Origin of the sequence: Arsenicicoccus sp. UBA2120, assembly GCF_002330965.1 — a bacterium.
GTDB classification, from domain to species: Bacteria; Actinomycetota; Actinomycetes; order Actinomycetales; family Dermatophilaceae; genus Arsenicicoccus; species Arsenicicoccus bolidensis.
In genome coordinates, this window is the sequence record NZ_DCYC01000030.1 from 54,365 (window position 1) to 78,239 (window position 23,875).

Genomic DNA, 23,875 nt, shown 5'->3' on the forward strand with positions numbered 1-23,875 from the left:
AAGATCGTGAGGGTTTGGTCCAAGAATCTTGGACCAAACCCTCACGATCTGGGGTGCTGCAGGGAGGCCTAGCGGACGGCGACGAGGTCCACGACGAAGATCAGGCTCTCGCCGGGCTTGATGACGCCGCCGGCGCCGCGGTCGCCATACGCGAGGTGCGACGGGATGGTCAGCTTGCGCCGGCCACCCTCACGCATCCCGAGCAGGCCCTGGTCCCAGCCCTGGATGACCTGACCGACGCCGACCTGGAAGTCCAGGGGCGCGCCGCGGTTCCACGAGGCGTCGAACTCCTCGCCGGTGGAGTAGGCCACGCCGACGTAGTGGGTGCTGACGACGTTGCCGGGCTTGGCCTCGGCGCCGTCACCCTCCCAGACCTCCTCGATGACGAGGTCGGCGGGCGGCTGGTCGCCCGGGAAGTCGATCTCGGGCTTGGTGGTGGTGGGGTCGAACGGCATGGTGCCTCCTGGTGGCTCGGGGGGACGCGATGACGGGTTGTGCTGGTCCGGCTACTGGGCCTTGACGAGGTCGACGACGAAGACGAGCGTCGAGTTGGCCGGGATCTTGTCCTGGGCCTTGGCGCCGTAGGCCTCGGCCGGCGGGGCGACGACGAGGACGCGGCTGCCGACCTTCTGACCGGTGAGGCACTTGTCCCAGGCGGGGATGACCTGGCCGACGCCGATCGGGAACGGCGTGGGCTCGGCGCCGTGGTCATAGCTCGAGTCGAACTTGGTGCCGTTGGTCCAGAGCATGCCGGTGTAGTGCGAGGACAGCGTCTGGCCGGCGTTGACGACCGGGCCGGTGCCCTCCTTGAGGACGTAGGCCGTGGCCTGCTTGGGCGCGGCGGCCGTGGTGGGCTTCATGGTGGCTGCCTTGCCGTCGGCGGCGGTGACCTCGGGCAGGCCCTCCTTGCTGGTGACGACCTTGCAGGCCTCGCCCTTGAAGCCGACCTTCTGGATCTCGACGTAGGCCACCAGCGTCTCGTCGGCGGCGAGGCCGGACTGGGGGTTGCCCTGGGCGATGAGGGTCGCTGCGTCGGCGGGAGCCATGGCGATCAGCATGCGGCTGCCGACCTTCTGGCCGAGCATGCCCTTGGCGACGCCGGGGATCCACTGGTTGACGGGGATCTGCTGGGGCTGGTTGGCGGCGAAGGTGTCCTCGAGCGTCTTGCCGGTCTTGCCGGAGACGAACAGCGCGTTGGCGACCACCATGTCGGTCTTCTTGACGACCTGGCCGGTGCCCTCGGTGACGACCTTGGTGGTCGTCTCCTTGGTCGTGAAGGGCGCCTTGTCGACCTTGAGCGACGGCTTGGCGGGCGTGCCGCCGACGGTGATGCCCGCGAGGTCGCCCTTGGCGGCCGGGGTGATCGGCGGGGGCGTCGCGGACGCGGGGGTCGCCGGTGCCGAGGGGCTCGGCGCGGGGGTCGTGGTCGTCGAGGTGGTGGTGGAGGCCCCGCCGCTCCCGCACGCGCTGAGCGCGATGGCCGGGACGGCCGCGAGGGCGAGGGCAGAGCTGGTGCGCAGGCGCAAAAGAGGGGTCCTTCGCTCGGATGTGGGTCGTTTGAGCTCGTGCCACCCTAGCGGGCGATCCTGTGGCGGGGCTGTCGGCGTCCGGCTCCCTGGCTCAGGTGCCGGGCCAGGTGCCGGCCGGGGCGGGGTGCTCGCCGAGGCTCGCGACGAGCCGCTCGACCCGCGGGTCCTCGTAGGCGAGCGGGTCCTTGCACAAGATGGTGCGCTGGTTGCCGTCGTTGAGCTTGAGGTGCACCCAGTCGACGGAGTAGTCCCGCCGAGCCGCCCGCGCCGCGGCGATGAAGTCCCCGCGCAGCTTGGCCCGGGTCGTCTGCGGGGGCGCCGTCACCGCGTGCTCGATCTGCTCGTCGGTGGTGACCCGCGCGGCGAGCCCCCTGGCCTGCAGCAGGTTGAACAGACCCCGGCGCGGGTGCAGGTCGTGGTAGGCGAGGTCGATCTGCTGCAGCCGCGGGTGCTCGAGCGGCAGGCCGTTGCGGCTGGAGTAGTGCTCGATGAGGCGCCGCTTGATCACCCAGTCGATCTCGGTGCCGACCTCCTGCAGCCGCCCGGAGTCGACGGCCGACAGCACCCGCTCCCACAGGTCCAGGACGCGCTCGTGCACCGGGTCGTCGCTGCCGCCCTCGTCGACGAAGCGTCGCGCGGCCTCGAGGTAGGCGCTCTGCACCGCCAGGGCGCTCGTGGTCCCGCCGCGCTGCAGGGCGACCTCGGCGCGGCCGGTCGGGTCGGTGCTCATGGTGCGTATGGCGGCCGTGGTGCTCGCGAGGGTGAGGTGGGGCAGCGGGACGCCCTCCTCGATCATCCGCAGCACGAGGTCGGCGGACCCGACCTTGAGCAGCATCGTCGTCTCCGACATCGTCGAGTCCCCGACGATGACGTGCAGGCGGCGGAACTTCTCGGCGTCGGCGTGGGGCTCGTCGCGGGAGTTGATGATGGGCCGCGAGCGCGTGGTGGCGGAGGACACGCCCTCCCACATGTGGTCGGCGCGCTGGCTGACGCAGTAGGTCGGCCGTCCCTGGGGGTCGACGACGAGCTTGCCTGCGCCACAGGCGATCTGGCGGCTGACGAGGAAGGGCACGAGGGTGTCGGTGACGGTGCGCAGGTCGGTGGACCGGTGCACGAGGAAGTTCTCGTGGCAGCCGTAGGAGCTGCCGGAGGAGTCGACGTTGTTCTTGAAGACGTAGACGTCGCCGACGATCTCGTCCTGGGCCATGCGCAGCTGGGCGTCGTCGGCGAGGCCCTGGACGATGCGCTCGCCGGCCTTGTCCTGGGCGACGAGGTCGAGCAGCGAGTCGCACTCGGCCGTGGCGTACTCCGGGTGCGAGCCGACGTCGAGGTAGAGCCGTGAGCCGTTGGCGAGGAAGGCGTTGGAGCTGCGGCTCCAGGCGACGACGGAACGGAACATGTAGCGCGACACCTCGTCGGGGGTCAGTCGCCGCTGGCCCTCGGAGGTGGCGGTCACGCCATACTCGGTCTCGATCCCGAAGATGCGTCGATCCATGGCACGACCCTACCGGCGGCAGTCACGTCGACCGGCCTTCGTCCGCCAGGCTGATGCACCTACCGCCGGTAGGTCTGTCGCGAGGAGGTGAGCCACCGGATGAACGGGATCACCATGCAGATGACGAAGACGGCCAGGACCGGCAGCCCGGCCCAGATCGTGAAGGCGTCCCAGAACACCCGGTCGTCGTGCAGGAGGTCGCCGAAGGCCACGAGCATCCCGTAGACGATCGCGAGGACGGCGGTGACGCCCCAGCCGGGGTTGCGGCCGTAGCGCGCTGATGGAGCCTGGGTCATGACAGACCTCCCTCTCGGTAGAACGGGACGCCGACCAGCACGACGACGGCGACCAGCAGCAGGAGCGCCCCCACGACGGTGAAGCGGTGCCAGAAGCCGGCGTCCTGGTGCGCGCGTGGCCCGAACGCCACCGCGAAGCCGTAGATGACGGCGAGCAGCCCCACGATGCTCGCCCCGGTGCGCAGGTCCATCGGATCCCCCTCGATCTCGGTCTCTCCGAAATTAGGGGTCGCATCACGCCCATCGCCCCTGACAGGTGTCACGAGGTCAGGTGAAACTCAGGCCGAGATCAGGCGAAGAAGGAGGCGTTCATGCGGGGGTCGGTGCGGAACGGCACGGTGCGCACCCGGGTCCGCGAGCGCTCCCAGCGCAGGTCCTCGATGGTGAGGCACACCGCGTAGGCGCGCTCGCACTGGCTCTCGGAGAGGTAGAACGCGAACCGGCGCAGGCGCTTGTGCAGGGCGTAGAACGCCTCGAGGTCGACGTCCCGGGCCTCGTCGACGTCCAGGCTGCCGGCGGCCTCGAGGTCCGCGAGGGCCTACTCGCCGTCCTCGGGCCGGACCCGGGGGGCCAGCTCGGGATAGACATCGATCATCCCGTCCTCGGAGACGATGACCGTGAGGCAGGGCGCCGTCGAGGCCTCGGTGTAGCGCACGGCCGAGTTGTAGCGGGACCCGCGGCTCGGGTCGCCGGCCCCGGTGGCGACGCCGTCGAGGATGACGCCGACCGCGTGGCAGACCCCGTCGGGGGTGAGCAGGACCGCGCCGTCGATGCGCGTGACCGCGTCCAGCACGTCCGGGCTGAGCTGCTGCGGCCGGATCGAGAGGGCCTGGGGTGCGAGGCGCCTGGCCTCCTCGGCCGCCGCGGTCGTGACGACGAGCAGGGCGCCGCGGGCCTGCTGCGCCGCGCTCTGGGCCAGCATCCAGATGCCTCGTATGTCGTGGTCGGACACCTCGTCGAATACGCGCCGCATGGCGTCGATGAACAGGCTGGTCGACATCCGCGGGCGGGGCAGCTGCGGGTGGCCGCTGGACACCCGCAGGAGCGGGTTGCGGTTGTAGGCCATCTGCCAGGAGCCCTGCTCGAGCAGCGTGAACCGGAAGATGTCGTTGTCGGAGTCGTCGGGCTCGTCGTGGGCGAGCGGCTGGACCGACCCGAGGCCGTAGATGCGCTGGCCGTCGATCAGCAGGTGCAGCCCGGGGCGGGTCATCTCCAGGAGCTTGCGGAACTGCCGCCGCTCGCGCACCGACACCGCCGAGCGCAGCTGGACGTCGACGGAGATGCGGGGGTGCCCCTCGCGGGCCATGACGACGGTGCCGGAGCCGACGCGACCCTCGTAGGGCGTCGACGACAGGCCCTCGAACGCGTCGAACAGCCCCTGCCCGAGCCGCTCCCCCGCGATGAGGGCGGCGGAGTAGACGAGGTGGTTGGCCGACCGCCGGATCGCGTCGTTGGGGACGTCGTCGTCGATCGGCGAGATCGAGCGCGGCGGCCGGGCCGCGAGGAGGGCGTGGGTGGCGATGCGCAGCAGCTCGACGACGATGCCGTGCGCGAGCGAGGTCGTGAGCGGGACCCCGTCGATCTCGTCGTACGGGAGGGCGTTGAGCTCGGCATACGCGCTGCTGTCCACGCTGATGGCGGGGTGCACGACGTAGTCCCCGACCCGGGCGCCGCTGCCGATGAAGAAGGTGCGCCCGCGGCCGGCCCGACCGCTGTCGAGGGCCGCGGCGACGGCCTCGCGGCGGGTCTCGTCGAGGAAGTGGTCGAGCCGGCCTGCTGGACCGCGGCCGACTCGTAGGTCTCGTCGTGCGCCGGGTGGGCCTCGAACCGGCGCTGCGCGTCCGCGCGGATGCCCTCGAGGTCCTGGATGCTGAAGCCGCGGTCCGCCGGGGCGATGCACACGTCGGGTGCGCCGGGCACCGTGACGTCGTCGGCGAGGAAGCCGACGAGCAGCGCGTCGGCCGAGACGATGGCCCCGATCTGGTCGGTCGCGCGGTCGGTGGCGCGGTCCAGGGAGAGGCGGAACTGCTCCTGGAGCTCCCACATGAGGTGGTGGGGGGTGGGGTTGACGGTCACGTGCTGCCTTCGGGGTGCCTTGCGGAGGTATGACGGGCCCCGGCCGGTCCCCTCCACCACGGACCCGGACGGCCCGGGCCAGGATATGTCCGACCTGACCCGCGTTCGGCCGATTCGGACCAGATCGCACCCGGATGCCCGTCGTCCGGGCAGCAGGGGCCGGCGCTCGACGTCGTCAGTCCGCCGACGGGTTCAGCACGGCGTCGGCGAGCAGGGCGACGGCGACGTCGTCGAGCGGGTCGGCGCTCGCGGTCCGTCCGCGCAGCAGGTCACGGGGCACGCCCAGCCGGTAGCGCACCGTGTTGTGGTGCACGAAGCAGGCCCGAGCCGTCGCCGGGACGCTGCGGCCGTGCCGGAGGTAGGCCTGCACGGTGGGCAGCAGCGCCGCGTCGCGACGGGCCGTGTCGCGCTGGACCTGTCCGAGCTGCCCGACGACACCTGGACCGCCTGCCCGTACGTCGCCGGCGCCCTGCCCCCGGGAGGAGAGCTCCCGCCGCTGGCTCCGGGCGTGCCGCCCGAGGCGCTGGGCGCGCTGCTGGCCCTCGAGCAGCACCTGGGCGAGCCGGTCGGGGCGATCGTCGCGACCGAGCTCGGCGCCGAGAACACCGCCGACGCGATGTCAGCGGCCGCCGCCCTCGGCCGACCGCTGCTCGACGCGGACCCGGCGGGGCGTGCCGTGCCCGAGCTGTCCCACAGCACCTACCACCTCGTCGGGCTGCCCATCGCCCCGCTGGCCCTCTCGACCCGTCAGGGGGACACGCTCGTCGTCCCCCACGTCGCGTCCGAGCAGCGGGCCGAGGACCTCGTGCGAGCGGTCTCCGCGGCCAGCGGCCACTCCGTCGGGGTGGCCGATCACCCGCTGCGCGGCCGAGACCTCAGAGCTCGGGGGGCGCTCATCCCCGGCACGATCAGCGCGGCCGGCCGGCTCGGGCGGACCTGTCGCGAGGCCCGCGAGTCCGGCGCGTCCGGCGAGGAGCTCGCCGACGTGATCGCGGCCCACGCGGGAGGGCACGTGGCGTTCCGGGGAGTCGTGACCGACTACGGCTGTGCCCTGGCGGGGGGTTTTAGCCGGGGGAAGGTCGTGCTGCGGGACGACGCGGGCTCGCGCTACGCCATCGACGTGCAGAACGAGTTCATCCTCGCCCGGCGCGACGGCGCGCTCGACGCCTGCGTCCCCGACCTGATCGTCCTCGTCGACGAGTCCGGCCTGCCGGCGCTCAACCCCGACGTCGAGGTCGGCCGGCGGCACAGCGTGCTCGTCCTGCCGGCCCCCGCTCCGTGGCGGACGTCGCGTGGTCTCGAGCTGCTGGGGCCTCGGTCCTTCGGCTACGACCTCGACTGGACTCCTGCCTCGGCGGCATCGGCGGCATCGACGTCCACGACCCCTTCGGCGCCCACGGCATGATGGGCGCATGCCTGATGCCGTAGCCGACGTCGCCACCTCCGCTGCTCCTGCTGACTCTCTTGCACCTGCTGGCTCACCGGCACCTGCTGATGCTCCTGCACTCGACGGCCGGCTCCCCCGCGTCGTCGTCGTCGGCACCGGCGGCACGATCGCCGGGTCGTCCGCGGCGACGACGGCCAAGCACTACCAGGCGGGCGTCCTGACGGTCGAGGACCTGCTGGGGGCGGTCCCGCAGCTCGCTTCCCTGGCCACCATCACCTGCGAGCAGCTGTGCCAGATCGACTCGGTCGAGATGGACCTGCCGCTGCAGCTCACGCTCGCCCGGCGCGTCGCCGAGCTCGCGGCCCGTGACGACGTCGACGCCGTCCTCGTCACCCACGGCACCGACACGCTGGAGGAGTCGGCCTACCTGCTGCACCTGGTCGTGCCCACGGACAAGCCGGTCGTGGTGGTCGGCGCCATGCGCCCGGCCGATGCCCTTGGTGCGGACGGGCCGAGCAACCTGCTCAACGCCGTCCGCGTGGCGGCCCACCCGTCGTCACGTGGTCTGGGGACCCTGGTCGTCGTGGGCGAGGAGATCCACTCGGCTCGTGAGGTCCGCAAGGAGCACACGTCACGCGTGGAGGCCTTCGGCTCGCCGCACGGGCCGCTCGGCGAGGTGGCCGGGGGTGTGCCCCGCTACGCGCACGTGTCCCGCCGGCTGCACGGGGTCGCGTCGGCATACGACCTCGAGGCCCTCGAGGGGCTCGACGACCTGCCCCCGGTGGAGGTGCTCGTCACGCGCGCCGGGATGTCCAGCGCCCTGGTGGACGCGGTCGTCGCGACCGGCGCCCGCGGCATCGTCCACGCGGGGCCGGGAGCCGGCAACGTCCCCGACCGCGTCGCCGAGGCCCTCGACCGGGCTCGCGCCGCCGGGGTGGTGGTCGTCCGGTCGAGCCGGGTGGCCCGGGGCACGGTGGCCCGGGGGGATGCGTATGACGACCAGGGGCACGACTACGTCGCCGGCGGTGACCTGGGGCCCTACAAGGCGCGCGCGCTGCTGGCCCTGGCGCTGACGGTCACGGACGACACGGCGCGCATCCAGGACATGTTCGACACGCACTGACGGGACGTCCGCAGACCTCAGCGGGTCACTGCCCGCCCTTCTGCACGAAGCCCTTGACGAACTCCTCGGCGTTGGACTCGAGCACCAGGTCGATCTCGTCCAGCACGGAGTCGAGGCCGGCGTCGTCGACGGAGGTGGTGACCGGGGCCGTCGGCACGGGTGCCGGGACGTCCGCGGGGTCCGGCTCGCGGCGCTGGGGCTGGATCTGCTCCTGGGACATGGGGTGCCTCCTGCTGGTCAGGGCGTTCTGGTCAGGGCGTTCAGGTCGGTGCGTGCTGGTGCTGACGGGGTCAGACGATCCGGTCGAGCAGGTCGGCCATGGTAGGGCTGGCGTCGACGATGCTCTCGAGGTGGGCCCGGGTGCAGCGCTCGGGCTCGGGCAGCGACAGGCGACTCGGCGGCTCTCCCGGGGCACGACGCACGATCACGGAGTCCCACGACGCGGCGAGCAGCTCGTGCGGATAGCGCTCGACCATCGTGCCGCGCAGCCACGCCCGGGTGTCGTCGGGCGGCGCGGTGACGGCGGACCGCACCTGCTCCGGCGAGGTGAGGCGGTCGATCCGTCCGGCGGCCTCGAGCTTGTGGTGCAGCCCCTTGTCGGGGCGCACGTCGCTCCACTGGATGTCCATGGCGCGCAGGCGGGCGTCGTCCCAGCCCAGCCCGTCGCGCGAGCGGTACTGCTCGAAGAGCGCGAGCTTGGCCACCCAGTCGACGCTGTGGGCCGCCGACAGGACGTCGTCGCCGAGCATGACCATGAGGTGGTCCCACCGGGTCATGATCTCCTGCGTCTCCTCGTCCAGGTCGTGGCCGTAGTGACGCGACAGGTGGTCGTCGACCATCTCGTAGTAGGCCCACAGGATGTCCAGCCCCGTCATGCGCCGTCCGTCGGTCAGCTCCACGGTGGTCCGCAGCGTCGGGTCGTGCGAGATCTGCCGCAGCGCCGCCACCGGGTCCGCCGGCATGAGGGCCCGCGTCACGTCGCCGTGCTCGATGAGGCGCAGCACCAGGCTGGTGGAGCCGAGCTTGAGCAGGGTGGCGGTCTCGGCCTGGTTGGCGTCGCCGATGATGACGTGCAGGCGGCGGTATCGCGTGGGGTCGGCGTGCGGCTCGTCGCGGGTGTTGACGATCGGGCGGCGGATCGTGGTCTCGAGCCCCACCTGGCGCTCGAAGAAGTCGGCGCGCTGGCTGATCTGGAACCCCGCCTGGTGCGACTCGGGCCCGATGCCGACGCGGCCGGCGCCGCAGATCACCTGTCGCGCGACGAAGAACGGCATGAGCTGCCGTGCGACAGCAGCGAACTCGACGTCCCGCGCCAGCAGGTAGTTCTCGTGGGTGCCGTAGGAGCTGCCCTTGCCGTCGGTGTTGTTCTTGTAGAGGTTGATCTGCCGACCGCTCAGCTCGGCCTGGCGCTGCACGGCCTCGGCCATGACGAGCTCCCCAGCGCGGTCCCAGACGACGGCGTCGTGCGGCGAGGTGACCTCGGGCGAGGAGTACTCCGGGTGGGCGTGGTCGACGTAGAGCCGGGCGCCGTTGGTGAGCACGACGTTGGCGGCGATCTCGTCGTCCTCGTCGGTGAGCTGGCTGGAGTCGGCCACGGCGCGCGGCATCTCGTGGCCGAACTGGTCGGCGAGCGGCGCCTCGGTCTCGTAGTCCCAGCGGGTGCGCGAGACGGTGATCTCGGGCCGCGTCGCATAGGCGTTGACGATCTGCCCGGACAGCACGATCGGGTTGGCGTGCGGCTCCCCCGGGACGGAGATGCCGTACTCCGTCTCGATGCCCATCACTCGGCGTACGGTCATGCGCCCACCCTAGTGCGAGCCCCCGGAGGCCCCGCCTCGGTCGATGATCAGCTGGACCGCCGCGCCGTAGCGCTCCACCAGGTCCTCGTCGTGGGCCCGGTCCCCGAGCAGGCCCAGCACCCGCGCGGAGACGGCGAGGCCGACGACGGTCGCGACGACCATCTCGGCGGTCTGCTCGGCCGTGTCGCCACCCCCGAGGCGGGCGGCGAGGGGGACGGCATACGCGGCGTGGAACCGGGACCGCACCTGCTCGATGTCCGGTGCCGGGAGTGCGAGCACGACTGCCCGGGCGAGGGGCTCGGGCCCGTCGGAGCCGAGGCGACCGACGACGCTGCGGACCAGCTCGTGCCCGAGGCGGTCGACGGGGTGGGACAGGTCCTGCTCGTCGGGGGCGAACTCGACGGAGGAGCTGAACAGCTCGGCCTTGCTGCCCACGAGCTTCATCACGAGGGACGCGGACACCCCCGCCTCCGCGGCGACGTCGCGCACCGACACCGACGAGTAGCCGCGCTCGGCGAACAGGCGCCGCGCGGCTCGGACGATCAGCTCTCGGCTCTGGCTCACCCGGTGATCCTCTCAGGTGGTCGCCCTCGCGGCGAGCACCGCCGCGGCGTGCTGGTCGGTCGGCTGCTGGTCGGTCGGCTGCTGGTCGGTCGGCTGCTGATCGGGCTGCGTATGGCGGGGAGCGGGGCCGAGGTCGAGGTCCACCCGGCGCTCGACCCCCGTGAGGGTGACGCCGACCGAGCCGGTGCGGCCGGTGCTCGGGTCGGCGGCGGTCACCACGTGGCGCCCATGGGTGGACAGCGGCAGCACATAGCCCCCGTCCGCTCCGGTCCGCGTCGCGCCCGAGACCTGACCGGTGAGCGCCGTCATGGTCACGAGCGCGCCAGGGACGGGGCGTCCGTCGGCGGTGACCTGGCCCGCCAGCTGCAGCCGGTCCCCCAGGTCGATGTCCTGGGCGTGCGTGCCGCTCACGTGGACGACCTCGCTGTGCGGCTCCCAGCCGTCGGCCGCGGTCACGGTCACGTAGTCCCCGGGGCCGGGCAGGACGATCGCGTAGCTGCCGTCCGGCTCGACGCGGGCCCAGTCCACCTGGTCGCCCTCGAGGTCGATCACGGTGACGACAGCGGACCGGACCGGCCGGACGCCCGTGGCGGTGACCCGGCCGGCCACGACGATCTCGTCCGCGTCGTCGGCACGCGCCCGGCCTGGCGACACGGCGGGCGCCGGACGCGCGGACGGCAGGAACGCCGCCACGAGCGCCGACACCAGGGCCGCCAGCGCGCACACCCAGAAGATGTGCCTGAACGCGTCCAGCGTCGGCAGCGCCACGCCCCCGACGCGGGTCACGGTGGTGGTGAGGATCATCGCGACGACGGCGCTCGCCGAGGAGGTGCCGACGGCGCGCAGCAGCGAGTTGAGGCCGTTGGCCGAGGCGGTCTCGGTGATCGGGACGGCGCCCATGATGAGGGTGGGCATGGCGGCATACGCGATCGCCGTGCCGGCCGAGACGAGCATCGCCCCGAGGACGATCTGCCACAGGTGGTCGACGAGGAAGACGCGCAGGACGTAGCCGCCGGCCAGCACCAGCGCCCCCGTGACCAGCGTGGTGCGACCACCCCAGCGACGGGTGATCGCGGCTGAGGCGGGCGACAGCAGCACCATCATCAGCCCGCCGGGGACCATGGCGAGGCCGGCCTGCAGCACGTCGAGGCCGAAGCCGAACCCCGTCCGCTCGGGCAGCTGGAGGAGCTGGGTGGTCGACAGCATGTTGCCGTACATCGAGAAGCCGACCAGCACGGATGCCAGGTTGGTCAGCAGCACCGGCTTGCGCGCCGCGGTGCGCAGGTCGACCATCGGCGTCCTGGTGCGCAGCTCCCACGGCACCCAGATCGCGAGGAGCACGACGGAGGCCACGGCCAGGACGAGGGTGGTCTCGCTGGTCCAGCCCCAGTGGCTGCCCTTGGTCACCGGCAGCAGGAAGGCCACGAGCGCCAGGGACAGCAGGACCGCGCCGACCCCGTCGAAGGACCCGGGGGTCCGTAGGGTCGACTCCGGGACGACGAGCGGTATGGCGACCAGCATGGCCGCCGCCATCGCCGCGGAGACCCAGAACAACGCGTGCCAGCTCGTGTGCGCCGAGATGAGGCCGGCCAGCGGCAGGCCTGCGGCGGACCCGATGCCGAGGGTGGCGGACATGAGGGCGACCGCCCCGCCGACCCGCTCGCGGGGCAGCTCGTCGCGCATGATCGAGATGCCGACCGGGATGAGCGCCGCCGCGAAGCCCTGCAGGGCTCGTCCGGCGACGACCACGGCCAGCGTCCCCCCGAGGGCACCGAGCACCGACCCCAGGATCTGGAGCACGAGGCAGACCAGCATCATCCGGCGCTTGCCGTGCATGTCGGCGAGCCGGCTGACGACGGGGGTCGCGACGGCGCTGGTCAGCAGGGTGGCCGTGACGAGCCAGGACGCGTCCTCGGCGGTCGTGTGCAGCAGGGTCGGGAACTCCGGCAGCAGCGGGACCATCAGGGTCTGCTGCAGCGCCACGATCGTGCCGGTCAGGGCGAGCACGGTGGTGACGAGGGTGGGGTTGGCGCGTCTGCGGTGCAGCGCTGCCCGGGTGGTGGTGGGGGCGGCGGTCACGCGTGCCTCTCGTGCGGGGAAGGAGTGGTAGATCGCGAGGTGAACATCCGTTCACCTGGGTCCAGGATAGCGCAGCCCCGGTGGTGGATAGGGTGGCTGCATCGACACTCATCGAGGAGCACAGATGGACCTTTCCGCCGCCCGCGACTACGCCCGCGAGGCCATGCCCCGACTGCTCGAGGACCACGCCACCTTGGTGGGCCACCCGTCCGTCGCCTTCCCCGGCTACCCCCGGGAGCCCATGGACGCCATCGCGCAGGACCTGCTCGAGATGTTCCGCCGCAACGGCGTCCCCGACGTCGAGCTGCTCGACATCCCGGGCGGCTACCCCGCGATCCACGCCGTGGTGCCCGGCCCCGAGGGCTCCCCCACGGTCACGATGTACGCGCACTACGACGTGCAGCCCTGCCCCGAGTCCCAGCAGTGGCACTCGGACCCGTGGGTCGCCACGCGCAAGGACGACGGGCGCATCTACGGCCGCGGCACCGCCGACTGCAAGGCCGGCGTCGTCGCGATCCTCGGCACCATGGGGGCCTTCGACGGCACGCCGCCGTGCACGGTCCGCCTGCTGCTCGAGGGCGAGGAGGAGACCTTCAGCCACATCGAGGACTGGGTGGCCGCCAACCCCGACATGGTGCGCAGCGACGCGTTCATCATCTGCGACTCCGGCCCGGCCAAGGTAGGCGAGCCGTCCATCACCTCCGGCCTGCGCGGCGACGTCGCCTTCACCGTCACGCTGACCACCCTCGACAACGCGGTCCACTCGGGCCTGTTCGGCGGCGCGGCGCCCGACGCCCTGGTCGGCATGATCCAGCTGCTGTCGACGATGCACGACAAGGACGGCAACACGGTCATCGAGGGGCTGCACTCCTTCGACTGGGAGGGGGCCGAGGTCGACGAGTCCGAGTTCGCGGCGTCCGCCGGCGTCAAGGACGGGGTCGGCCTGCAGGGCACCGGGCCGCTCGCGTCACGCCTGTGGTCGCGCCCGTCGGCGACGGTCATCGGGCTCGACATGGTGCCCGTCGACCAGTGCTCCAACGCGCTGGTCCCCTCGGTGCGGGCGCGGGTCTCGGTGCGCATCGCCCCCGGCGCCGACATGGCCCGCGAGCTCGAGACGGTCAAGGAGCACCTGCGGTCCCACGCGCCGTACGGCGCCACGCTGGAGTTCTCGGACGACAAGGCGGGCTCGCCGTTCCTCGGCGACACGTCCGGCCCGATCGCGGCGACCGCGCTCGCGGCGCTGGAGGAGGTCTACGGCCGGACCCCGGCCCAGGTCGGCTCCGGCGGCTCGATCCCCCTGGTGACCGAGCTGCTGCACGCCTCCCCCGGCGCCGAGGCGATCCTGTGGGGTCCCGAGGACGAGGAGAAGGCCAAGATCCACGGCCCCGACGAGTCCGTGGACCCCGCCGAGATCGAGCGGATCATGCTCGCGCAGATCCGGTTCCTCAGCGAGCTGGGCTCACGCCGCTGACCTCGTCGTCCCTCGTGGTCAGGGGGGCGGTCAGGGGTGGGGCATGACAGCTGTCACGCCCCACCCCTGACTGCTGTGCGTATGCCGTCAGCGCCCGCCCGACAACCATGAAGTCATGACGCGCAACCGCTACTACGCCATCGTCTTCCCCATCCTGTGCCTGGTGCTCGGCTACCTCGGCTACTGGCTCCACGAGAACCGCGGCGTCGAGTACGGCCCCACCGGCATCGCCATCGCGGTCCTCGCCATCGCCGGCGGCTGGCTCCCCCAGCACCGCCGCGAGGACGAGGTCCCGCAGCCTCCGGCCGGTCGGCAGACGTCCTGACCTCCATCCTCTCCCGTGAGGTATGCCGGGCCAGGGGGCGGCATACCTCACGGGTAGGCTCGGGGCCATGCGTGCCCCGGCCTTCCTCGCTCTGGATCTCGTCCTCGTCGTCGTCTTCGCCGTGATCGGTCGCCGGTCGCACGCCGAGGAGGGCGCGCTGCTCGCCGTCCTCGGCACGGCGTGGCCCTTCCTCGTGGGCGCCCTCGTCGGCTGGGGCGTGGCGATCGCGGCCCGCCTGTCCCCCACCACGCTGCGCGGCGGCCTCCCGATCTGGCTGTGCACCGTGGCGGTGGGCATGCTGCTGCGGGCCGTCACCGGCGCCGGAACCGCGTTCAGCTTCGTCCTGGTCGCGACCACGGCCCTCGCGCTCTTCCTGCTGCTCCCCCGCCTCGTCGCCCAGCGCTCGGGTCGCCGCGCCGACGCCTGACGCCCCCAGCCCACGCCTATGTGCCGATCTCGCGCTGGGAGCGCGGAGTTGGCACGCTGGGCGCCCCGCAGGCGTGCGGATCTCGCGCTGGGAGCGCGGAGCCGGCACGTGAGACGGCCTTGGGGTGTGCGAGTCTCGCGCTGGGAGCGCGGACTGTGCACGCTGGCTCCGGTCGTGGTGCCTCACCACTGCGCCGTGCTCAGCCGGACACCGTCAAGACCTCTATCCGGCAGCGCGGTCCCGTGGACCGCGCCAGACGTGCGTCACCTGTCACCAGGGATACCTCGAGCGCCTCGGCCAGCGCCACGTAGGCAGCGTCGTACGGTGTGATGTTGTCCCGCAGCTCCCAGCACCGCTCGAGAAGCCGACGATGCGGGACGCGTTCGATGGGCATGGCCCGGAGGTCATCGATCGCCAGTGAGGCCCTCCGCGGCAGCACCTGCCCGGACCGCACCAGCCCTCGCAGGACGGACAGCACCTCAAGATCCACGAGCTCGGGCGCTGCGAGGCGCTCCCCGCGCAGGCGGGACCGGGCACGGTCACCGTCGACACCGTCGTCGACGAGCGCCACGGTCAGGACACTCGCGTCAACGACGATCACGGTCGAAGCGAATCAGATCGCTGGCCTCGGTGAGGGTCACCGCTCCGCCTGCCCGAGAGCCGGCGCGATCGAGAACCTCGTCGAGCGTCGGCCGGGACGCCTCGTCCACCAGCCGGCCCAGGAGGTACTCCTGCAGGGACTGGTGTGCCTCCGCGGCCCGACGTCGCAAGACGGCGTGCGTCTGCTCGGGCACGTCCTTGATCTGCACGCTGGGCATGGCGCCAGTGTGGCGCCATCGGCGCCACTGTGCAAGCACCCCACTCACGACGGTCGCAATGATCGCCGTCGGTGCCCGCGTGAACCCCGTCGCGTGGGGCGTGCTCAGTCGACCTTGAGGTCCTTGCCGCCGACCAGCGTGTGGATGTTGACGATCCGCTCGCCGCGCTTGCCCGAGATGCGGGCCCAGTCGTCGGGGTTGGTGGTGTTGGGCAGGTCCTCGTTCTCGCGGAACTCCGCGACGTAGGCCTCCATCAGGTGCTCGAGCCGCAGCCCGCGCTCGCCGGTCGTGATCAGCGCCTTGATGGCGGCGGTCTTGGCCCGGTCGACGATGTTCTGGATCATCGCGCCGGACGCGAAGTCGCGGAAGTAGAGGACCTCCTTGGCGCCGGACAGGTAGGTCACCTCGAGGAAGCGGTTGTCCTCGGTGGTGGCGAACATCCGCTCCATCACGGCGTCGATCAGGTCCTCGACCGTCGCGGCGGGGTCGCCGTCGTGGTCGTCGAGCTCGTCGGCGTGCAGGGGCACCTCGGTGGTGAGGTACTTCGCGAAGATCTCGCGCGCCCCCTGCTCGTCGGGCCGCTCGATCTTGATCTTGACGTCGAGGCGGCCCGGCCGCAGGATCGCCGGGTCGATCATGTCCTCGCGGTTGGAGGCGCCGATGACGATGACGTTGTCGAGGCGCTCCACGCCGTCGATCTCGGCGAGCAGCTGCGGCACGATCGTCGTCTCGACGTCGGAGGACACGCCCGACCCGCGCGTGCGGAACAGCGAGTCCATCTCGTCGAAGAACACCACGACGGGTGTCCCCTCGTCGGACTTCTCCCGGGCCCGCTCGAAGATCAGGCGGATGTGCCGCTCGGTCTCGCCGACGTACTTGTTGAGCAGCTCGGGGCCCTTGATGTTGAGGAAGTAGCTCTTGGGCGCGTCCTCGCCGGTCTGGCCGTTGCGCTCCGCAACCTTGCGCGCGAGAGATGCGGCGACGGCCTTGGCGATGAGCGTCTTGCCGCAGCCGGGAGGGCCGTAGAGCAGGACCCCCTTGGGCGGGCGCAGGTGGTGCTCCCGATAGAGCTCCGGGTGCAGGAAGGGCATCTCGACGGCGTCGCGGATCTGGTCGATCTGCGGCGTCAGCCCGCCGATGTCGGAGTAGGAGATGTCGGGCACCTCCTCGAGCAGCAGCTCGGACACCTCGGCGTGCGGCACCGTCTCGAGCACGAAGCTGCTGCGGGCGTCGAGCAGCACCGCGTCGCCCGGGCGCAGCCGCACCCCGTCCAGCGACCCCGCGACGCGGACGACGCGCTCCTCGTCGTTGCGCAGCAGCACGATCACCCGGTGGTCGTCGAGGCGCTCCTTGACGATGACGATCTCGCCGGCCTGCTCGTAGTCGGCCAGCGCCACGACCACCAGCGCCTCGTTGAGCCGCACCTCGCGCCCGGGCCGGATGTCGGCGAGGGGCAGGTCCATCGACACGGCGACCCGCATCTTGCGCCCGGCGCTGGTGATGTCGGCGGTGCCGTCGTCATACGTGCGCTGCACGACCCCGTAGGTCGACGGCGGCGCGGCGATCCGGTCGATCTCCTCGCGCAGGCCCGTGATCTGGTCGCGAGCCGCCTTGAGGGTCGTGGTGAGTCGCTCGTTGGCCTGACCGAGCGCGCCGTTGGCGGTCCGCAGCGCGGACAGCTGGGTGGTCAGGTCACGGATGCGGGCGGCGTGCGCCTCGCTCGTCGGGTCATAGGTCACTGGTCCACCTCCGGGGTGCTCACGTCGTCCTGGGCCGTATGCCGCTCCGCCGGCGTCTCTGCCGGGTCGCCGTCAGGCGCGGGGTCGGTGCCAGGCGCGGGGTCCGCGTCTCGGCGCTTGGGCGGCATGTCGGGCGGCGGGGCCTCGCCGGTGACGGTGCGGCGGATCTTGCGCAGCCGCTTGTCGGAGACGACCCGCTCGCCGACGTCCTCTGGCGACCACTCGCGGTCGACCTCGACGCCGAAGGGCTGCTCCTCGGGGTCGTCCGGGCCCTTGGCGGGGCGGCGCTTGCGCAGGGGCGGCGTCACGCCGGGGGCCAGGCGACGCGTGGTGATGAGGAAGCCGGTGTGGCCGTGCATGCGGTGGACCGGACGGACGGCGAGCCCCTCAAGGTGCCAGTCGCGCTCGATCGTCTCCCAGGCGTGGGGCTCGGTGAAGCCGCCGTGCTCCTTGGCGCCCTCGGCAACGCGGGACAGCTGGGTGGCGGTGGCGACGTAGCAGATCAGCAGGCCGCCGGGCACGAGCGCGTCGGCGACGGCCTTGAGGCACTCCCAGGGCGCAAGCATGTCGAGGACCACGCGGTCGACCGTGCCGGGCGCGCAGACCTCGGGCAGGGTCTCGGCCAGGTCGCCGACCGTCACGGTCCAGGCGGGGTGGTCGGTGCCGAAGAAGGTGCGGGCGTTGCCGCGGGCGATCTCGGCGAAGTCGGCCCGGCGCTCGAAGGACAGCAGCCGCCCCTGGTCGCCGATGGCGCGCAGCAGCGACATGGACAGCGCCCCGGACCCCACGCCGGCCTCGACCACGGTGGCGCCGGGGAAGATGTCGGCATACTGCACGATCTGGCCCGCGTCCTTGGGATAGACGACGGCGGCGCCGCGGGGCATGGACATGACGTAGTCGGACAGCAGCGGGCGCAGCGCGAGGAACTCCTCGCCGGCCGTGTTGGTGAGCGTGGACCCGTCGGGCAGGCCGATGACGACGTCGTGCAGGATGCGGCCGCGGTGGGTGTGGAACTCGCCGCCGACCGCCAGCGTGATCGTGTGCATGCGGCCGCGCGCGTCGGTCAGCTGCACCCGCTCGCCGGGCTGGAAGGGGCCTCGGCGTCCGGCCGCGCCGGTGGGCTGCGGTGGGGCGAGGGGCGCGGTGGCGTCGGGCTGTGTCCTCATGGTCTCTCCACTGTAGTGAGCCGCACCGACAGACCTCGACCGCGTCCGGCGGGGCCCGGGTGCAGGGCTTGGCGTCAGGCTTGGGCGTCAGGCTTGGGCGTCAGGATCGGTAGCAAGGCTCGGGCGTCAGGCTCAGGCTCGGCGGCTCGCCGCGTCCTCGACCTCGCCGGCGTCCAGCAGGCCGTGCCCGCCGCCCGGCAGGCGCACCAGGATCACGCCGGCCTCGAGCTGGGCCATGCGCTCGACGGCGTCGGTGACGGGGACGTCCGGCGCGAGGTCGATGACCCACCCGGCCGGCTGCTGGTGCGCGACGGCGAGGACGGGGGTGGCGGCCTGCTGGTCCACGGGCACCGACTGCACCGCGCGGGGGTCGACGACCGCGGTGGGGACCCCCTGCGCGTCCTGCACGGCGACGACCTGCGCCCCGTGGACGCCGTAGAGCCGCACGGCGTCCGCCACCGACGAGCCTGCGGGCACGAGGGCCGTGGGGTGCAGCAGGTCGCCGAGCCGGACCTGGTCGAGCAGGGCGCGGGCGCGTGCGGAGCGGATGGCCCCGCCGGCCCCGGCCCACAGGAAGCTGCCGATGAGCGCGCCCCACGCGATCGAGAAGAAGTCCGGTGCACGACCGGACAGCAGCGGCCGCCCGATGAACCACAGGGCGACGAGCGCCGCGAGCACGCGTCCGCTCCACCCCGCGACCAGCAGCCCGGTGGTGCGGCGACCGGTGATCCGCCATACGAGAGCGTCGAGCACGAAGCCGCCGTCCAGGGGCAGGCCCGGCAGCAGGTTGAAGACCGCGACGAACGCGTTGGAGTAGGCCATGGCGCCCATGAGCAGCCGGGGCACCCCGGCGGGGGTGACGGCGAGGAGCTGCCAGGCCGCCACGGCCAGGGCCGCGTTGGCGAGCGGCCCCGCGAGGGCCACCATCGCGCTGCGGCCGGGGGTGTTGCTGTCGGACTGGTATGACGTGTGCCCGCCCATCAGGTCGGCGACGATCCGGTGCACCCGGTGCCCGAACGCCTGCGCGGTCAGCGCGTGCGCCGCCTCGTGCGCGAGGACCGACACGAGCAGCAGCAGCGCGTAGGCGAACGCAACGGCGTAGGCGCCCGCCCCGAGGTCGGGCCGTGACCGCGACAGGGACGGACCGAAGGTCGCGAGGATCACCAGCACGAGGATGGGCCAGGTGCGGCCGAGATAGATGGGGGTGCCGCGCAGCGAGCCGATCCGCCAGCCCGGGTGGGTCTGCACGTCGGCGTCCGCGACGGCCGGCTCGACGGGGCGGTCGGGCGGCGTCGGCTGGGGTCCACGCGGGTCGGACATGGCGCGAGCCTACGTGGCGCAGGGGGTATGTCGGTGCGAGGTCCTATCGTCGGTCCCATGGTTGCCGCCCTGTCCCCGAGCCGAGCCGCCGACTTCATGCAGTGCCCGCTCCTCTACCGCTTCCGCGTCATCGACCGGCTGCCCGAGCCGCCGTCCTCCGCGGCGGCCCGAGGCACGCTGGTCCACTCCGTGCTGGAGCGGTTGTTCGACGTGCCGGCGCCCGAGCGCACGCTGGAGCACGCGGCCTCCCTCGTGGGTCCGCAGTGGGAGGCGCTGCTGGCCGAGCGGCCGGAGCTGGCCGAGCTGATCGGCGACGGCGAGGAGGCGACCGAGCTCACGGCCTGGCTGACCTCGGCGACCTCGCTGGTCGAGCGGTGGTTCGGGCTGGAGGATCCGACGGATCTCGAGCCCGCCGAGCGCGAGCTCTACCTCGAGTGCGACCTAGACGGGCTCCTGCTGAGGGGGTATGTCGACCGCCTGGACGTCGCGCCCAACGGCATGATCCGCGTGGTCGACTACAAGACCGGGCGCTCCCCCTCGGTGCTCTTCGAGGGCAAGGCACTCTTCCAGATGAAGTTCTACGCCCTCGTGCTGTGGCGGCTGCGAGGCGTGGTGCCGTCGATGCTGCAGCTGGTCTACCTAGGCAACGCCGAGATCGTGCGCTACCAGCCCGACGAGGCGGACCTGCGGGCCACCGAGCGCAAGCTCAAGGCGCTGTGGCAGGCCATCGTCCGCGCCGCCGAGACCGGCGACTGGCGTCCCAACAAGTCGCGGCTGTGCGACTGGTGCGCGCACCGCGACATCTGCCCCGCGTGGGGCGGCACTCCCCCGCCCATCCCGGAGGGCGCGGTCGCCCGCGCGCTGGACCCGGCCGCCTCGGCCCCGGTCGACCACGACGTCGAGGACGAGGACGACCCGCTCGAGGCCTGACATGATCGAGGCGCCATGACTGCCGCCCTCACGATCGCCGCCTGCGCTGCCGCGTGTGCCTTCGTCGTCGACGGGGCTGCTCAGGTGCTGCCGCAGGTGCTGCCGCGGGCGGGCGCCACGCCGGAGCGGGTGTCCCTGCTATGGCTGCTGCTGGCGTTCGTCGTCACGACGGTGCTGACGCGGGCGGCCACGCGCTACATCCGGCACCGGGCCGACCGGGCCCCCGCGGGTGCTCGGCCCAGCGGACCGATCCGCGACATCCTCATCAACGGCGTGCACATCCACCACCAGGTGTGGGGGATCCTGCTGATCCTGCTCGTCGGCCTGCTCCAGGTGGCCTACCGACCGTCCGGGGCGTGGGCCGACGTGGCCGCCGCGGCGTTCGGGGTCGGGGCGGCGCTGACGCTGGACCAGTTCGCGCTGTGGCTGCACCTCGAGGACGTCTACTGGTCGCCCCAGGGCCGCACCTCCGTGACGGCCCTCATCACCACGGCGATCATCGCCCTGGCCCTCCTGCTCGGCACCGACCCGCTGGGTCTGGTCTCCACCCCGCGCGGGTCGGGGGCCGTGCGCTGGGCCGTGACGGGGGTCCTCGTCGTCAACGTCGTCGCCGCGGTGGTCTGCCTGCTCAAGGGCAAGCCGTGGCTCGCGGTCGTGGGGATGTTCGTGCCGGGGATCGCCTGGGTCGGGGCGGTGCGTCTCGCGCGACCGCGATCGCGCTGGGCCCGACGCTATGAGCCGGGCAGCCCGCGTGACCTGCTCGCCGAGGAGCGGGAGCGCCGGCACGAGGCGCGGTGGAACTCCGTGGTCGACTTCATCGGCGGGCCTCCCTCGCGGTGACGCCGGCGGCGCGCTGCCGGGTGAGGAAGCGCTCCAGCACGTGCGGCCACCCCGACAGCTCGTCGGGGTCCCGGGCCAGGTGCAGCTCGCTCAGCGGCAGGAGGTCGTGCAGGGCGCGGGCCGTGCTGAGCGGGTGCGAGGGGTCTCCGGGCCAGGCCAGCAGCAGGGTCGGGACCGACAACGCACGCAGCCGGTCCGGGTCGGGCAGGTCGGTCTGCGACGCGCCGCGAAACACCGACGGCAGCAGCTCCTCGCGCACGTCGGGCACCGGCACCTCCTGGTCCGCGACCGCCGGCGGGCGGGCGGCGACCCGCCCCACCCGGATGAACGCCTGCACACCGCGACGCTCCACCAGCTCCGCGCTGTCGAGGTAGGCCTCCGACTGGGCCGCCCGCGTCTCCCACGCCGTCGGCGGCACGGTCAGCGTCAGGCTGCGGAACCGGCTGGGGTCCCGGACCGCGGCGTGCAGCAGCGTCCCGGTCCCCATCGACGGCCCGACGCCGTGCACCGCCTCGCCCGGGGCCAGCCGGTCGAGCACGGCGAGCAGGTCGTCGGCGAGCGTCTCCCACCCGTAGTCCCCAGGCTCCGGCCGACCCGTGGACGCGCCGTGCCCTCTCGCGTCGTAGCGGATGACCGTGTGCTCGTGCAGGTGACGGGTGAGGTCCAGGCCGGCGTCGGCGTTGGCGCGGCGGCTGGACGTCAGGCCGTGCAGCTGCACCACGAACGGACCGTTGCCGTGGACCTCCACGTCGAGGCTGGCTCCGTCGACGCCGATCGTGCTCATGACCACTCCTCGGTGCCGAGGCGGTCACCCGCGCGGACCGGGGGTGACGCCCCGGCGCGACTCACGTGAGTCGCCATCATAGCCAAGGCGGTTCACGACCATCCCTCACCGTGGACCCGCCTTGACCTGCGCGTATGGCGCGGCGACAGTGGGGCTCCGACATCCGTCCTGGTCACCGACGCCCGGGTCGTCCGCCGGGCCGCAGGCCCCGCCGTACCCGCAGGAGGCCGCCCGTGCGCCTGACCAACGCCGACCAGGTCGACCTGCCCGAGGGGCGGCTGCGCAGCCTCGAGCTCCCGCTGCACCGTGCTCCCGGTGAGCTGCCGGTGTCCTTCGACCAGGGTATGCACCTGCGCGCCGGGGCACGACCCGGCTCGTGGATGGCCGCGGCGCTGCGCGTCCCCGGCGGCGTACGACCGGACGAGCTCGCCGCCTCCTGGCGCGCCGTCGTGGAGCGGCACGGCACGCTGCGCTCGGCCTTCGCCGAGACCGACGAGGGCCTGCGGCTGCACCCCCTCGCGCTGGCTGACGAGCCGGGACGCTGGGTCGAGCACCCGACCGACCCGACGCTGCCGGCCCCGACCCGGGCCGCCCTGCGCACCCTGCTCGACGCCGCCTGCTCCCCGCTCGAGTCCCCCTCGCACCGGCTGGCGCTGCTGGAGCCGACCCACGGCAACGACCCGGTCGTCGTGATCGCCGCCGACCACGCCCACGTCGACGCCTGGTCCCTTCCCCTGCTCGTGCGCGACCTGCTCTCCTGCCTCGACGACCACCGCGCCGGCCGGGTGCCCGCCTCGCGGCTGCCCCGGGTCGGGTCCTTCGCCGAGCACACGGCCGAGCTGGCCGCGCAGCCGCCGGCGCCCGAGCACGTGCTGCGCCGGTGGCACGAGATCCTCGGCGCGGGCGGCGGCGCGATGCCGACCTTCCCGCTGCCGCTCGGTGACGTGTCCGCGCCCCGGCCCGAGGTGGTCTCGACCCACGACCTGCTCGACCCGCGCGGCCTCGCCCGGCTCGAGGCACGGGCCAGCCTCGAGGGGGTCGGGCCGCTGGCCATGGCCGTCTCCGTGATGACGCGGGCCTCGGCCTCCCTGGCCGGCGCGCCCCTGCGAGCCGTCCTTCCCGTGCACAGCCGCCACCAGTCGCGCTGGCGTCAGTCGGTCGGCTGGTTCATCACCAACGCGGTCCTGGAGTCCGCGGACCCGACGCCCCAGGCGTGCGGCGCTGCGGTGCGCGAGGCGGTGGGCCTCGGGTCGCACGCGCTGGCCCCGATCATGGCGCCGTATGACGGGATGCCTGTCACCCCAGGCATGTTCGCGGTGTCGTGGCTGGACCACCGCCGGCTCCCGGTCGCGCTCGACCCCGCCTGGCGGGCGCAGCACGTGTCGGCGGTCGCGCCGACGCAGGGGGTGCAGGTGTGGTTCGTCGCCGATGGGTCCGGCCTGCACGCGCGCCTGCGATCCCCGGCGACGCCGCAGGCCCAGGCCTCCGTCGGCTCCTGGGTGGACGCGGTCGTCGAGGGTCTGCGCTCCCTGGTCTGACCCGCCCTGGACTCCTCGGGCCTTGGCGCGCTCGCAGCTCACGAAAGCGCGATTCGAGGCGCCCTCACCGGCCGTTCGCGCGCTGGGAGCTCACGAAAGTCTGATGCGAGGCGTCCTCACCGGCCGTTCGTGCGCTCGCAGCTCACAAACGCCGCGTCCGCGCCGGCCG

At 72.8% G+C, this 23,875-nt stretch carries 25 protein-coding genes and 1 pseudogene; 8 read left to right on the top strand and 18 right to left on the bottom strand.

Translation table 11 applies throughout. The features are described 5' to 3' along the window. Nucleotides 1-68 precede the first annotated feature (68 nt). From B2P18_RS03835 to B2P18_RS03870, 8 genes and pseudogenes are all read right to left on the bottom strand, one after another. Complete coding sequence (locus tag B2P18_RS03835) at nt 69-455, bottom strand: FKBP-type peptidyl-prolyl cis-trans isomerase (protein ID WP_029212388.1); 387 nt, start codon at nt 453-455, stop codon at nt 69-71. A gap of 51 nt (nt 456-506) precedes the next feature. Next, entirely contained in the window at nt 507-1,526 is a 1,020-nt protein-coding gene (locus tag B2P18_RS03840; RefSeq protein ID WP_286955936.1) for an FKBP-type peptidyl-prolyl cis-trans isomerase, read from the bottom strand. A gap of 94 nt (nt 1,527-1,620) precedes the next feature. Continuing rightward, a complete protein-coding gene (pafA, locus tag B2P18_RS03845) occupies nt 1,621-3,024 on the bottom strand; it encodes a Pup--protein ligase (protein ID WP_286955939.1) in 1,404 nt (467 codons plus the stop codon). A gap of 59 nt (nt 3,025-3,083) precedes the next feature. Then, entirely contained in the window at nt 3,084-3,320 is a 237-nt protein-coding gene (locus B2P18_RS03850; RefSeq protein WP_286955942.1) for a hypothetical protein, read from the bottom strand. Beyond that, the gene (locus B2P18_RS03855) at nt 3,317-3,511 is read right to left on the bottom strand and encodes a hypothetical protein (RefSeq protein ID WP_029212384.1); all 195 of its coding nucleotides are present in this window, start codon (nt 3,509-3,511) and stop codon (nt 3,317-3,319) included. The genes B2P18_RS03850 and B2P18_RS03855 overlap by 4 nt, the downstream gene beginning before the upstream one ends. Nucleotides 3,512-3,858: 347 nt before the next feature. Beyond that, nucleotides 3,859-5,220, bottom strand: coding sequence for a diadenylate cyclase (locus B2P18_RS03860; protein ID WP_376783660.1), 1,362 nt, complete (start codon nt 5,218-5,220; stop codon nt 3,859-3,861). Next, nucleotides 5,151-5,366, bottom strand: a pseudogene (locus B2P18_RS18855) (hypothetical protein); the annotation flags it as partial. The gene B2P18_RS03860 and the pseudogene B2P18_RS18855, both read right to left, overlap by 70 nt. A gap of 205 nt (nt 5,367-5,571) precedes the next feature. Beyond that, nucleotides 5,572-5,766, bottom strand: coding sequence for a helix-turn-helix domain-containing protein (locus B2P18_RS03870; protein ID WP_376783661.1), 195 nt, complete (start codon nt 5,764-5,766; stop codon nt 5,572-5,574). Here B2P18_RS03870 and B2P18_RS03875 point away from each other — a divergent pair. Both B2P18_RS03875 and B2P18_RS03880 read left to right on the top strand, forming a co-directional pair. Further along, a complete protein-coding gene (locus tag B2P18_RS03875; RefSeq protein ID WP_286955947.1) occupies nt 5,746-6,801 on the top strand; it encodes a DUF917 domain-containing protein in 1,056 nt (351 codons plus the stop codon). The genes B2P18_RS03870 and B2P18_RS03875 overlap by 21 nt on opposite strands. Before the next feature lie 7 nt (nt 6,802-6,808). Further along, the gene (locus B2P18_RS03880; RefSeq protein ID WP_286955949.1) at nt 6,809-7,906 is read left to right on the top strand and encodes an asparaginase; all 1,098 of its coding nucleotides are present in this window, start codon (nt 6,809-6,811) and stop codon (nt 7,904-7,906) included. 25 nt (nt 7,907-7,931) lie between these two features. Here the strand turns inward: B2P18_RS03880 and B2P18_RS03885 are convergent, their stop codons facing one another. From B2P18_RS03885 to B2P18_RS03900, 4 genes are all read right to left on the bottom strand, one after another. Then, the gene (locus B2P18_RS03885; protein WP_019284907.1) at nt 7,932-8,126 is read right to left on the bottom strand and encodes a ubiquitin-like protein Pup; all 195 of its coding nucleotides are present in this window, start codon (nt 8,124-8,126) and stop codon (nt 7,932-7,934) included. A 70-nt stretch (nt 8,127-8,196) separates the two neighbouring features. After that, nucleotides 8,197-9,705, bottom strand: a complete 1,509-nt coding sequence (gene dop / locus B2P18_RS03890; protein ID WP_037212216.1) for a depupylase/deamidase Dop — start codon at nt 9,703-9,705, stop codon at nt 8,197-8,199. Between the two features lie 9 nt (nt 9,706-9,714). Beyond that, nucleotides 9,715-10,269: a TetR/AcrR family transcriptional regulator gene (locus tag B2P18_RS03895; RefSeq protein ID WP_286955951.1), complete on the bottom strand. Its 555-nt coding sequence runs from the start codon at nt 10,267-10,269 to the stop codon at nt 9,715-9,717. A gap of 12 nt (nt 10,270-10,281) precedes the next feature. Beyond that, nucleotides 10,282-12,348 (bottom strand): MFS transporter, encoded by a 2,067-nt coding sequence (locus B2P18_RS03900; protein WP_286955952.1) that lies wholly within the window; start codon nt 12,346-12,348, stop codon nt 10,282-10,284. 124 nt (nt 12,349-12,472) lie between these two features. Here B2P18_RS03900 and B2P18_RS03905 point away from each other — a divergent pair, with 124 nt between their 5' ends. The 3 genes from B2P18_RS03905 (at nt 12,473) to B2P18_RS03915 (ending at nt 14,571) form a co-directional block, all read left to right on the top strand. After that, nucleotides 12,473-13,819 (top strand): M20/M25/M40 family metallo-hydrolase, encoded by a 1,347-nt coding sequence (locus B2P18_RS03905; RefSeq protein WP_286955954.1) that lies wholly within the window; start codon nt 12,473-12,475, stop codon nt 13,817-13,819. Between the two features lie 115 nt (nt 13,820-13,934). After that, on the top strand, nt 13,935-14,144 hold the full coding sequence (locus B2P18_RS03910) for a hypothetical protein (RefSeq protein WP_286955956.1): 210 nt from the start codon (nt 13,935-13,937) through the stop codon (nt 14,142-14,144). A gap of 67 nt (nt 14,145-14,211) precedes the next feature. Next, complete coding sequence (locus tag B2P18_RS03915) at nt 14,212-14,571, top strand: DUF3054 domain-containing protein (protein ID WP_286955958.1); 360 nt, start codon at nt 14,212-14,214, stop codon at nt 14,569-14,571. 199 nt (nt 14,572-14,770) lie between these two features. Here B2P18_RS03915 and B2P18_RS03920 read toward each other — a convergent pair whose 3' ends face one another. From B2P18_RS03920 to B2P18_RS03940, 5 genes are all read right to left on the bottom strand, one after another. Next, nucleotides 14,771-15,142, bottom strand: coding sequence for a type II toxin-antitoxin system VapC family toxin (locus B2P18_RS03920; protein ID WP_286955959.1), 372 nt, complete (start codon nt 15,140-15,142; stop codon nt 14,771-14,773). A 16-nt stretch (nt 15,143-15,158) separates the two neighbouring features. Then, a complete protein-coding gene (locus B2P18_RS03925) occupies nt 15,159-15,389 on the bottom strand; it encodes a FitA-like ribbon-helix-helix domain-containing protein (protein WP_019284899.1) in 231 nt (76 codons plus the stop codon). A 104-nt stretch (nt 15,390-15,493) separates the two neighbouring features. After that, nucleotides 15,494-17,128, bottom strand: coding sequence for a proteasome ATPase (gene arc, locus B2P18_RS03930; protein ID WP_019284898.1), 1,635 nt, complete (start codon nt 17,126-17,128; stop codon nt 15,494-15,496). Further along, nucleotides 17,125-18,294, bottom strand: a complete 1,170-nt coding sequence (locus tag B2P18_RS03935) for a tRNA (adenine-N1)-methyltransferase (RefSeq protein WP_286955960.1) — start codon at nt 18,292-18,294, stop codon at nt 17,125-17,127. Before B2P18_RS03935 ends, arc begins: the two co-directional genes overlap by 4 nt. Nucleotides 18,295-18,426: 132 nt before the next feature. Then, on the bottom strand, nt 18,427-19,614 hold the full coding sequence (locus B2P18_RS03940; protein ID WP_029212371.1) for a M50 family metallopeptidase: 1,188 nt from the start codon (nt 19,612-19,614) through the stop codon (nt 18,427-18,429). Nucleotides 19,615-19,671: 57 nt separating this feature from the next. Here B2P18_RS03940 and B2P18_RS03945 point away from each other — a divergent pair, with 57 nt between their 5' ends. Both B2P18_RS03945 and B2P18_RS03950 read left to right on the top strand, forming a co-directional pair. After that, the gene (locus tag B2P18_RS03945) at nt 19,672-20,544 is read left to right on the top strand and encodes a RecB family exonuclease (RefSeq protein WP_051274172.1); all 873 of its coding nucleotides are present in this window, start codon (nt 19,672-19,674) and stop codon (nt 20,542-20,544) included. 15 nt (nt 20,545-20,559) lie between these two features. Continuing rightward, nucleotides 20,560-21,384 (top strand): hypothetical protein, encoded by an 825-nt coding sequence (locus B2P18_RS03950; protein WP_029212369.1) that lies wholly within the window; start codon nt 20,560-20,562, stop codon nt 21,382-21,384. Here B2P18_RS03950 and B2P18_RS03955 read toward each other — a convergent pair. Then, complete coding sequence (locus tag B2P18_RS03955; protein ID WP_286955964.1) at nt 21,359-22,168, bottom strand: alpha/beta fold hydrolase; 810 nt, start codon at nt 22,166-22,168, stop codon at nt 21,359-21,361. The two genes, B2P18_RS03950 and B2P18_RS03955, sit on opposite strands and share 26 nt — an antisense overlap. A 233-nt stretch (nt 22,169-22,401) precedes the next feature. Between B2P18_RS03955 and B2P18_RS03960 the strand changes: the two genes are divergently transcribed. Continuing rightward, nucleotides 22,402-23,706, top strand: a complete 1,305-nt coding sequence (locus tag B2P18_RS03960) for a peptide synthetase (protein ID WP_286955965.1) — start codon at nt 22,402-22,404, stop codon at nt 23,704-23,706. The last annotated feature ends 169 nt before the right edge of the window (nt 23,707-23,875 follow it).